Raw genomic sequence first — 9,338 nt, 5'->3', positions numbered from 1 at the left:
CTCCAGAAATCGCTCCTCATTGCGACTCAGTGGGCCATCGATCACCGCCCAATGATGATCGGACGAGCGCTTCATGATCTGCCGGGCGAAGGTCCGCTGCAGTTGGTCATTGAAACGGCAGCCGATGAACAGGAATTCCTTGCCTCGACGAAGATTCTGAATGACTTCGGGAATCGGAGTCTGGATATCGATTTCTGTCAACACTTCCACGAAGTCGGAATCGGACACCAGGAAATTCGTCTCGGGCTCGACCGAACCCCAAGGCTCATACAGGATGGTCTTCCACTGATCGACTTCCTGCGGTTCCGCCAAACTGCCATCCGGTCGGTAAAAACCGAACCACTGGCCGTAATGCTCGGACTGGCTCAATCCCTGGATGCGACCCCAATCATTTGGTTCGGCCGCCTGACCACTCAGCGCCCTGGCCATCGTGTTGTCGTACCAGAGGTTCACGATCAGCGGCAGGTGCAGATCCGCCAGCGACTGCATCAGTGCAGGCGTTGGCGTGTGCACCGTGAACAACTCGGTGATGATGGTCTTGAGCGTTTTGCGATGCTTGAAGTTCTCGATGTATTGCGCGGCCGCCGTGAAATTGTTCCGGATCTTGTGCGGAACCGAAACGCGGCTGCTCAAGGCCTGAGCTAGCGTGGGCAGGTCGCTGGGTACCGCGGCACCGCTGGCTGCGAGAACGCCGGAACCAAGATAGGGAATGATCTTGCCCGAAGCGATACCTTCGCGTATATAAGTCAGATTGTTTTGCATGATTCATCTCCAGCGTGTTTGATCCGAGACTGATGTCCAAGATTGATATCCCAAATGGGCACCTCGAAAAACCTTTCGCGGTGCCCATAAGGGTCTGTGCCCGACTTGTTTCGACGGCGCACATGGAATGTCCAACCATTCCACCGACATTCAGGGGACGGTGATGGCCAACAACGATCACCCACAAGATCGCGGGTTCATCGAAGCTCACAGCCCCGACGCGAATCCCAGTAATTCGACAGTGACATCCTCGTCACCCAGAAAGGCCTGGCAGGCCAGACGTGACTTGCTGCCGACACCAACGATCTGATCGAGCTGCTCGTTTTCTTTGCGCTGAGCCTTGGAAAGCGACTTGCGCCCGTCGTGTACGAAGACATGGCAGCTATCACATTCGCCCTTGCCTTCGCACTTCTGTGCAATGGATTCGCCGGCGGCCAGAATGGCATCGATCAGACGAGTACCCGCTGCTACGGTGACGGTCTTGTTACTCGGTAAAATAGTCACGACAGACATTGAAATCCTCCTAAGCTCTGATAATCAGTCTGTTAAGGAGCCTCTTATTAACTCAGATGCTCCGTTTGAGGCAGGGTTGCCCCAACATTTTTAATGACGTGTGTCATTGAAAATGGAGGCAAGCAAAAATCACATTTTTTGCTTGCCGACCTCTGAAAACGCCAGGATGGCGTTGTTCAGAGCTTCCTTAAAGATAAATGGCGGCGCCTGCGCCGATGTTGATGGACGCATCTTTCAGGGTTTCAATAATGAAAGCGATTTCCTCCTCATCCAGTCGGGGGTGAAACGGTAGAACCAGGGTTCGGTCCGATACCCGCTCAGCGGTAGGACATCGAGCCGCACCGCGCTCCCGGTAGTACGATTGCATGTGCATAGGGTGGCTGTAGGCCGCCGCTTCAATGCCGTGCGTGCGCAGATCGTTCACGATGGCATCCCGGCTGCTTCGGCTGAAACGGGTACCCAGATGCACCTCGTAAATAAACCAATGCACCTCGGTGGCGTCCGGCCCGCGATACGGGTCCTTGATTCCCTCGAAAGACTTCATGTGTTCGAAATAGAGTTCCTCAATCTGCTGACGTCGCACCAGAATTCCATCGAGCCGGGAGAGCTGCATCAGCCCCAAGCCAGCCTGCAGATTGCTCATTTCCGCCTGCAACGGAGGGCGCGTGGCCGCCGAGACAGAAGCGCGATCGGTCAGGCTTCGGGCACGATACTGCTTGAGCCGACTGGCGATATCCATGTCGTCGGTCACGATCATCGCCCCCTCGCCACAGAGCAATGGTCCGGGTTGGGCGAATCCGAAGATCGAACAATCGCCGAAGGAGCCGACCAGTTTGTCCTGATAACGGGAACCGATCGCCTCGGTCGAGTCTTCCAGCAAAATGGCACCAGCCGCATTGGCGAGCTCACGCAGGGCAACCCAAGCCGCGGGATGCCCCTTGGTATTTCCCGCCATGATCGCGCGGGTCTTCGGCGTCATCAGCGCTTCGGTGCTCTTGATCGACAACGTGCCCGAGTAGTAGTCAATATCGGCAAAGACAGGCTTTACGCCATACCAAGACAGTGCATGACCGATCTGCCACCAGCTGTAGGGCGAGAGAATGACTTCATCATCTGGCTGAAGGTCATAGGCTTGCAGGCAAAGCAGCAGTGCCAGCGTGGGGCTCGCTACTGCAATGGCGTACCGCCTGCCTATATACGATCCGAAGGCCGATTCGAAGGCCTCGACCTTATTCCCGGCACTGATCTGTTCAGATCGGAGAATCGCCTCGATTTCTTCGAGTTCGGCTCGGCCGATATCCGGATCGGAAAGCACAATTGATGGCGTGCTCATGACGCTTTCACGTGCATGGCCAACAGCACGGCCGTCGCTGCCTCAGGCTGACCGGTCAACGCCCAGCAGTGGTTTCGGCTATCCACCAGATGCAGATCGAAAAAATCCCCAGCCTGGAATGGCGTCTCGGTCACATCGGATGACGGACACTGAGTGATCATCAAGCCAGGGAAAAGGGGGCGCAACGATGTCAGAACATTACTCTCGGCTACACAGAGCTTCTGTCCCTGCTCGATCAGCTTGTTCAATGTCGCTACATCGATGGCCATGGCTTATTCCTCCAGTTTTCGGGCTTCGACGGTGATCGGCAGACGCGTATCCACCGGCATCTGCGGTAATTCCAACCGCCACCCGTTGCCCAGCGTGACGGCCGCGCCCCACATATCCGGGTTGTCCATCTGGGTGATCTTTTCTTCCAGATCTTTCTTGGGCACATAGGCCGTGATGGCTCCGGTACTGTCTTTGCGAATCATGACCTTCATGGGCATTCCTTATGGGTTAATGGGCGCAAGAAACGAGAGCTGAATCGGTTGTTGTGCTGGCTTTGCCTGCCTGAATCAGACCCTGCAATACGACCAGCAATTGGGCCACCTCTTCGCGCCGGTTGTAACGGCTCAGTGAAAATCTTAGTGACGAAACAATGGCCTCACGGCGGAGGCTCATGGCACTTAGAACATGAGAAGGTCGAGATCCGCCTGCCGCGCAGGCAGCGCCCGTGGCAGCCGTAATGCCCTGCTGTTCCAGACGGTGCAGCAACTCTTCGCTTTCGATCATGTTGAAGGCGATATTGCTGGTATTCGGCAGGCGCTCGGCAGCCAGACCATGGACGATCGCTTCGGGCACCAGCGCCAGAACGCCCTGCTCCAGCTGGTTGCGCAGTCCGTTGAGGTAAGCGATTTGTGCATCCAGATCACCGAACAGCCGGGCTGCGGCGCCAAAACCGATGATGGCGGGCACGTTTTCCGTACCGCCACGACGCCCGCGCTCCTGATGACCGTAGATCAACGGCGGCAGCGCCACGCCCTTGCGCAGGATCAGTGCACCAATGCCCTTTGGGCCATGCAGTTTGTGACCCGAGCAGGAAAGCAGATCCACAGCCGATTCCAGCATGTTAAGACGCACCTTGCCCACGGCCTGAGTGGCATCGGTGTGGAACAGCACGCGGCGGAATTTGGCGATCGCGGCAGCTTCTTCAATGGGAAAGAGCACGCCGGTTTCATTATTTGCCCACATCAGGGAAATCAGCGCAGTATCCGGTCGAATCGACTCGGTCAGTTGCCCCAGATCAATCCGGCCATCCGTATCCACCGGCAGATAGGTCACCTCAATACCAGTCAGTTCCAGATCACGGCACAACAGCATGATCGAGGGATGCTCGACATTGCTGGTGATCAGATGCCGTTTTTCAGGCGCCAGGGCAAGTGCGCCCAGAATCGCCATGTGATTACTCTCGGTTGCCCCGCTGGTAAACACCAGCTCGGAAGTTCGACAACCCAAAAGACCCGCCACCGACGCCCGTGCCTCGCTGACCGCATCCTTCACCTGCGCGCCCAGGCGGGACGCACTGGAAGGATTGGCATACAGCGTCGATAAATAAGGCATCATCGCCTCAAGCACTTCGGGCGCCAGGGCAGTGGTTGCGTTGTTGTCGAAGTAGGCCGGCTCACTCATGCGCGAGCCCCTCAACGACCGGCACGATGCCCTCAAGCACCGGCACAATCTCCTCTTCCAGACAACCGACGACCCGGCCGTTGTCGAATTCGACCAGATACAGTGGATCCTGGCTTTCCTCGATATAGCCTATGCGCACGATCTCGCCGAACGCGTCCTTGGGAACCAGCAGTTCTTCGGTGGTCAGGTCGGGGTAGGAACCGTCATTAAAAAGATCGGCGCGGGCCAGAACCCGCAGCCCCCAATCGAAACGAGGTTGGCGTAAATCATTCATGTTTCATCCTCCATCGTGGTGGTGCTCGCGGAAGAGGAATTCTCCGGAGTCACCAGTTCAATCTCGCGCCCTTTCATGCCGACCATGTAGCCGTGCTCATAGAAATCGACGCCGTAGATGAAAAACTGTTGCAGGAAGGTACCGATATTGGCGACGTAGCCGACATCCCCTTTACGAACCAGCACGTCGCCGATATCCTTGCCATTGAAGGTACCGTCATTGCGGACGTGCTTGAGTGAGCGCACCTTGTCGCCGTAGTTGAACTTCGGCTCATCGCCCAGCTCCACCACCGTACTGTCACGACTCATTGCCATGTCCGTCCCTCCCCATCAAATCAATCTTGTGCTGCGGCCTCCGTTCATCTAGGCGCTCCCGTGCGTGTCGGCGAACCTCCGAGTCCTTGTCTTCCAACAACAAAGCAAGAACCTCCGGACTTCCGCGGGCGGCGACCTCGTAGCGTATTCGCCAATCGGGATCACGCACCAAAGACAGCAGCGCCGAATCCGGTAATCGCCGCACGACTTCCATGCGGACGATCGGGTCGTTATCCAGCAACATCCTGCCCAGCCATTCGCGGGCAATCCGCCGTGCCACCGTGCGCCGCACCTCGGCATCCTCGTCACCGATCATCAGCGGCAGTTTGTGCTCCGGCAAATGGCGCGCCACGATCAACCGCACGTAGTAGTCCGGGTCGAAAATCATGGTTGCCAGCTCCTGCTCATCGAGCTGCGTCGCCACACGAATCCGCACCTCGCGATGCGGATCGTGGATCATCCGCAGCAGATAGTTGTGCGGCAGCCGCTGCACAGCCACCCAGCGCACCGTTTCGTCCGGATCGTCAATCAAGGCCCGCAGATGGAATACATCCGCTTTGCGTGCGGCACAGGCCCTCACCTCGAAATACGGATGATCGAGATAATCGTTGGCTAACTCTGGATTCCAGTTGAAAAACCGCTCGACCCGCTTGGCATACCGATCACGCACACAGGCCTCCATCAGGGCACACCGACCGACGGGTTTGGCATCGTCCGGACACCCTGCACAGTCGAATGTCTGCCCTTGCCAATCGATGGCTTGATCCGGGTCACTCATCGTCGTCATCCGCATAGTCGTCAGGCCGGTCGAACACATCCAGCAAGGGCTTCACCTGGATCTTGTCGCCGGGGTCCAGCTCGGTAATCTTGTGCAGGACGGAGCGTCCATCTTCATACTGGCCCAACCGCAATTGCAGATAGCCGTATGCTTTGAGTACAAACAGATAGAACCGAGCCCGGACATCGTCAAAGCTGTCGAATGGGGCGTCACCCGGTGATACACCGCGCCAATCCGATGTGAGTCCCAGCCCATCGGCCGACATCCGCAGGCAGTTCTGGGCCACATCGAAGGCCTCGCCCAAACGCCCCTTGTAGAAGTAGAACTTGTACAGACCCAGATGAACGAGGATCTCTTCCGGCGCAATTTCCAGCGCACGCAGTAAATGCCTTTCCGCCCGGCTATCGTCGAGATAGGCCCGTGCCGCCAGGTGCAATTCACGCTCTGCTGCGGCCGGTATCTGACCACCGTAGTAGTCGCGGTTCAGCCAGAGATCATCTTCAATCAGATTCATCGCTGTACTCCTTCTGCTACAAGAACAGTGCTTGCCGATCGCCTACACGTCTACGCTTTCGGCGTAAACGACGTGCCACAGCCACAACTTTCGGCCGCATTCGGATTGATGAACACCAGCCCGGTATTCATGAGGCTGTCCTCGCAATCCACGACCAGTCCATCGAGCAAAGGCACACTGTTCTTCGCCAGAAACACCTTGATGCCATTGCGTTCAATGGCCATGTCCTCGGCTTCAGGCGCATCGACAACACTGAAGTCATAGGACATTCCGGAACAACCGCCCGGAGCCACGGCCAGACGAAACCCGCTGGCACTATTGCCGCCATTGAAGGCGATCATGCGTTGAATGAAGCGCTCGGCCTTGGGTGTAAAGGTAAGATCCATGGCAGCTCCTAGGCGCTGTAACGCGGATAGCTTTTATCGATGATGCAGGTGTCGTCGACCGGACAAACGGCCACGCACTGCGGTTCGTCGAAGTAGTTAATGCACTCCGTGCACTTTTCCGGCTTGATGAAAAAGATCCCGTTTTTCTCGAAGATGGCGCCGTTAGGGCATTCCGGTTCACAGGCTGAACACCCGGTGCATTGTGAAGCTACGATTTTGTAAGCCATGATCAATCTCCTGTAGTCAATGAGGGAGCGACGATGCCCCCGTTATGGTCAGGCCGCCACATAGGCTCCCTGACGAATTTCGGCATCACCCCGTTGGCCATGAACCACCGAGCCCTCGCGCACTTTTTCCAGATACTCGCGGAAGTAAGCGATCACGGACTGGTCGATATACTCGAAGGCATACTTGTCCACCGCATCGATTCCCGCCGCTTCCAGTTCAGCCTTAGGGCAGCCGCCGATCTTGGCGACGAACACCGCCGTGCAATCGTTGATCGCGCGGATGACTGAGTTTTCCAGCGCTTCTTCCTCGCCATAACCGCCCTGGCAGTACAGATCCACCCGACGATGGCCGACGAATTTTGCGCCAGCCGTACTGGCTTCGTAGATTTGGAACTCGGTGGCATGGCCGAAGTGCTCGTTGATCCGACCGCTGCCCTTAGTCGCCACGGCCACGAGGATCTTGATGTCGGATTGATCGCCTGCCAGAGTCGCCATCTCCGCCTGCTTGGCCTGCGCCTTGGCCTGACGTTCCTGCTCGACCACTGCCTGGTAGGCCTGGCGGGATTCGAGGTCATACTCAACCTCCATCGCCATGACGTTTTCGGTCGTGAACTCGGATGAACGATCCTCGCCCAGCAGGCCGACCGCATCGGCCCGGCACTGACGGCAATGACGCATCATGTTCATCTCGCCTTCGCAGCTATCCTGCAATGCCTTGAGCTCCTGCGCGGTCGGACCGCGCTGGCCGGTCAGACCAAAGACGGTGCCGTGCTCGGGTGCCGAAATCAGCGGCATGATGTTGTGCAGGAAGGCGCCCCGGCTCTTCACGGCCCGGTTGACTTCGACCAGATGCTGATCGTTGATACCAGGGATCATGACCGAGTTGACCTTGCACAGAATGCCCCGCTCGGTGAGCATCTCCAGACCCTGCAATTGGCGCTGGGTCAGAATTTCTGCCGCCTCGCGTCCCTTGTAGCGCTTGTTCTTGTAGTAGATCCACGGATAGATCTTCGCGCCGACGTCCGGATCGACCATATTGATGGTGATCGTGACGTGATCGACATTGAAGCGCTTGATCGTGTCCACGTGATCCGGCAGGGTCAGACCATTCGTGGACAGGCATAGCTTAATGTCCGGTGCTGTCTTCGAAATCAGTTCGAAGGTCTTGAACGTCTTCTCCGGATTGGCCAAGGGGTCGCCGGGGCCTGCAATACCCAACACCGTCATCTGCGGGATAGTGGAGGCAACCGCGAGTACCTTTTTCGCCGCCTGCTCCGGAGTCAGTTTCTCACTGACCACACCGGGGCGGCTTTCATTGGCGCAATCGTATTTACGGTTACAGTAATTGCATTGAATGTTGCACGCTGGCGCGACGGCGACATGCATCCGCGCATAGTGATGGTGTGCTTCTTCGCTGTAGCAGGGATGGTTCTTGACCTTCTCCCAGATTTCCGGAGACATGTCCGCCGGACCGGCGCTACTGCCACAGCTTGCCTTGCCGCCTTCGCTGCTCGTGCCACAACCTTTGTGCTCAGCCATCTGCTGAAGCACGTCTTCCAGTCGGATGATTCCTCCTGGGCGAACAACGCCGGAGAGGGGAATGATTGGGGATGACATGGGCGTATTCCTCCACGTGGTTATTCAAATAACGATCGGGTTACACGCGCCCCATGGATGTATCAGATTGCTCCAACGAAGCTGACCGCAGTTTCATAAAAGCAAAAGGGATGCCAATCTCAATAACGCCTTTTAATCAGCACTTTGCAATGGAGTGAAGCAGATTTTGTAAAGAACACGACGAAAATCCCGAAGGGAGACTGTTCTTTTGTCGCAAACGAAACAGTCGCTTCCCCGAAGAACAGGGGAATGACATGGGAACGCTGGGTTAACTTTCATTGGCGCCAGTACATGGAGACGAGTGCGTCCGGCCGTTCCACCTGTTGTGACGGGTATTGAGAAAGGTACAAAGTATCCACCCGTTTTTTAGTGGACACTTCTATGAACCTGACACCATCTGCTCGCCAACAGCGCTACCATCCTGCTGAATTCAAGGCTCAACTGATTGACCTGTGCCAGCAACCCGCTGCATCGATTGCCAGTGTGTATGAACCCCGGCCTGTTGGCCTGGGTGGCGGTCAGCAAATATATCGATCATCTGCCGCTCTATTGGCTGGAACAGATTGCCCGGCGTAGTGCGGTTAATCTCTCACGCAGCACGATGAGTGAATGGATCGGCCACGTCGGGGTAGGCCCTGCAATCCTTGGCTGGAAAAAACAGACGAGCCTACCTGTGGGCCTATCGCAGCAATAGTCTTGATGCGGAACCGCCGATTGTGGTGTTCGACTATCAAACCGGCCGCAGCGGACAGCATGCCGCCGAGTTTCTTCAGCACTGGCCAACCAATGGACCAACCAATGGACAAGGCACCTTGATGGTCGATGACTACAGCGGGTACAAAGCCCTGTTCAAGGCGGGCGTGACCGAGCTTGGCTGCTGGGCCCATGCACGGCGCAAGTTCTTTGATCTGCACAAGGCGGGCAATCATCCGGTTGCGCACGAGGCACT

At 56.8% G+C, this 9,338-nt stretch carries 14 protein-coding genes and 1 pseudogene; 2 read left to right on the top strand and 13 right to left on the bottom strand.

All coding sequences use genetic code 11. The features are described 5' to 3' along the window. The 13 genes from M7R55_RS06835 to nifB all read right to left on the bottom strand — a co-directional run. On the bottom strand, positions 1-762 hold a 762-nt coding region (locus M7R55_RS06835; RefSeq protein WP_298219661.1), incomplete at its 3' end, for an SIR2 family protein. Between the two features lie 207 nt (positions 763-969). Then, positions 970-1,275: a 2Fe-2S iron-sulfur cluster binding domain-containing protein gene (locus M7R55_RS06830; protein WP_298219659.1), complete on the bottom strand. Its 306-nt coding sequence runs from the start codon at positions 1,273-1,275 to the stop codon at positions 970-972. A gap of 187 nt (positions 1,276-1,462) precedes the next feature. Beyond that, positions 1,463-2,608: a DegT/DnrJ/EryC1/StrS family aminotransferase gene (locus M7R55_RS06825; protein WP_298219657.1), complete on the bottom strand. Its 1,146-nt coding sequence runs from the start codon at positions 2,606-2,608 to the stop codon at positions 1,463-1,465. After that, positions 2,605-2,877: a hypothetical protein gene (locus M7R55_RS06820; protein WP_298219655.1), complete on the bottom strand. Its 273-nt coding sequence runs from the start codon at positions 2,875-2,877 to the stop codon at positions 2,605-2,607. The genes M7R55_RS06825 and M7R55_RS06820 overlap by 4 nt, the downstream gene beginning before the upstream one ends. 3 nt (positions 2,878-2,880) lie before the next feature. Further along, positions 2,881-3,090, bottom strand: coding sequence for a putative nitrogen fixation protein NifT (gene nifT / locus M7R55_RS06815; protein WP_298219653.1), 210 nt, complete (start codon positions 3,088-3,090; stop codon positions 2,881-2,883). Positions 3,091-3,106: 16 nt separating this feature from the next. After that, on the bottom strand, positions 3,107-4,279 hold the full coding sequence (locus M7R55_RS06810) for an aminotransferase class V-fold PLP-dependent enzyme (RefSeq protein ID WP_298219651.1): 1,173 nt from the start codon (positions 4,277-4,279) through the stop codon (positions 3,107-3,109). Then, positions 4,272-4,553 carry a nitrogen fixation protein NifZ gene (locus M7R55_RS06805; RefSeq protein WP_298219649.1) on the bottom strand — a complete coding sequence of 94 codons (282 nt, stop codon included), beginning with the start codon at positions 4,551-4,553 and terminating at the stop codon, positions 4,272-4,274. Before M7R55_RS06805 ends, M7R55_RS06810 begins: the two co-directional genes overlap by 8 nt. Further along, positions 4,550-4,861 (bottom strand): nitrogen fixation protein NifZ, encoded by a 312-nt coding sequence (locus tag M7R55_RS06800; RefSeq protein WP_298219647.1) that lies wholly within the window; start codon positions 4,859-4,861, stop codon positions 4,550-4,552. Before M7R55_RS06800 ends, M7R55_RS06805 begins: the two co-directional genes overlap by 4 nt. Further along, a complete protein-coding gene (locus M7R55_RS06795; protein ID WP_298219645.1) occupies positions 4,851-5,645 on the bottom strand; it encodes a 4Fe4S-binding leucine-rich repeat protein in 795 nt (264 codons plus the stop codon). Before M7R55_RS06795 ends, M7R55_RS06800 begins: the two co-directional genes overlap by 11 nt. Beyond that, the gene (locus M7R55_RS06790) at positions 5,638-6,159 is read right to left on the bottom strand and encodes a hypothetical protein (protein WP_298219643.1); all 522 of its coding nucleotides are present in this window, start codon (positions 6,157-6,159) and stop codon (positions 5,638-5,640) included. Before M7R55_RS06790 ends, M7R55_RS06795 begins: the two co-directional genes overlap by 8 nt. 50 nt (positions 6,160-6,209) lie before the next feature. After that, positions 6,210-6,545: an iron-sulfur cluster assembly accessory protein gene (locus M7R55_RS06785; protein WP_298219641.1), complete on the bottom strand. Its 336-nt coding sequence runs from the start codon at positions 6,543-6,545 to the stop codon at positions 6,210-6,212. A gap of 8 nt (positions 6,546-6,553) precedes the next feature. After that, complete coding sequence (locus M7R55_RS06780; protein WP_298219639.1) at positions 6,554-6,772, bottom strand: 4Fe-4S binding protein; 219 nt, start codon at positions 6,770-6,772, stop codon at positions 6,554-6,556. A 48-nt stretch (positions 6,773-6,820) separates the two neighbouring features. Continuing rightward, a complete protein-coding gene (gene nifB, locus M7R55_RS06775) occupies positions 6,821-8,389 on the bottom strand; it encodes a nitrogenase cofactor biosynthesis protein NifB (protein WP_298219638.1) in 1,569 nt (522 codons plus the stop codon). Positions 8,390-8,770: 381 nt separating this feature from the next. Here nifB and M7R55_RS06770 point away from each other — a divergent pair, with 381 nt between their 5' ends. Then, entirely contained in the window at positions 8,771-8,965 is a 195-nt protein-coding gene (locus tag M7R55_RS06770; protein WP_298219663.1) for a hypothetical protein, read from the top strand. Next, positions 8,883-9,338 (top strand): annotated as a pseudogene (locus tag M7R55_RS06765) (IS66 family transposase); the annotation flags it as partial. The gene M7R55_RS06770 and the pseudogene M7R55_RS06765, both read left to right, overlap by 83 nt.

It is taken from the genome of Halothiobacillus sp. (genome assembly GCF_027346185.1).
In the GTDB taxonomy this organism is placed as follows: Bacteria; Pseudomonadota; Gammaproteobacteria; order Halothiobacillales; family Halothiobacillaceae; genus Halothiobacillus.
This window is presented reverse-complemented; position numbering and strand designations above follow the sequence as displayed.

Bases quoted from the DNA above. Each gene is read 5' to 3' on its own strand.
- M7R55_RS06805 (WP_298219649.1), bottom strand. From the start codon at position 4,553: ATGAATGATTTACGCCAACCTCGTTTCGATTGGGGGCTGCGGGTTCTG.
- M7R55_RS06795 (WP_298219645.1), bottom strand. From the start codon at position 5,645: ATGAGTGACCCGGATCAAGCCATCGATTGGCAAGGGCAGACATTCGAC.
- M7R55_RS06770 (WP_298219663.1), top strand. From the start codon at position 8,771: ATGAACCTGACACCATCTGCTCGCCAACAGCGCTACCATCCTGCTGAA.
- nifB (WP_298219638.1), bottom strand. From the start codon at position 8,389: ATGTCATCCCCAATCATTCCCCTCTCCGGCGTTGTTCGCCCAGGAGGA.
- M7R55_RS06790 (WP_298219643.1), bottom strand. From the start codon at position 6,159: ATGAATCTGATTGAAGATGATCTCTGGCTGAACCGCGACTACTACGGT.
- M7R55_RS06825 (WP_298219657.1), bottom strand. From the start codon at position 2,608: ATGAGCACGCCATCAATTGTGCTTTCCGATCCGGATATCGGCCGAGCC.
- M7R55_RS06800 (WP_298219647.1), bottom strand. From the start codon at position 4,861: ATGAGTCGTGACAGTACGGTGGTGGAGCTGGGCGATGAGCCGAAGTTC.
- M7R55_RS06810 (WP_298219651.1), bottom strand. From the start codon at position 4,279: ATGAGTGAGCCGGCCTACTTCGACAACAACGCAACCACTGCCCTGGCG.
- nifT (WP_298219653.1), bottom strand. From the start codon at position 3,090: ATGAAGGTCATGATTCGCAAAGACAGTACCGGAGCCATCACGGCCTAT.
- M7R55_RS06785 (WP_298219641.1), bottom strand. From the start codon at position 6,545: ATGGATCTTACCTTTACACCCAAGGCCGAGCGCTTCATTCAACGCATG.
- M7R55_RS06820 (WP_298219655.1), bottom strand. From the start codon at position 2,877: ATGGCCATCGATGTAGCGACATTGAACAAGCTGATCGAGCAGGGACAG.
- M7R55_RS06780 (WP_298219639.1), bottom strand. From the start codon at position 6,772: ATGGCTTACAAAATCGTAGCTTCACAATGCACCGGGTGTTCAGCCTGT.
- M7R55_RS06830 (WP_298219659.1), bottom strand. From the start codon at position 1,275: ATGTCTGTCGTGACTATTTTACCGAGTAACAAGACCGTCACCGTAGCA.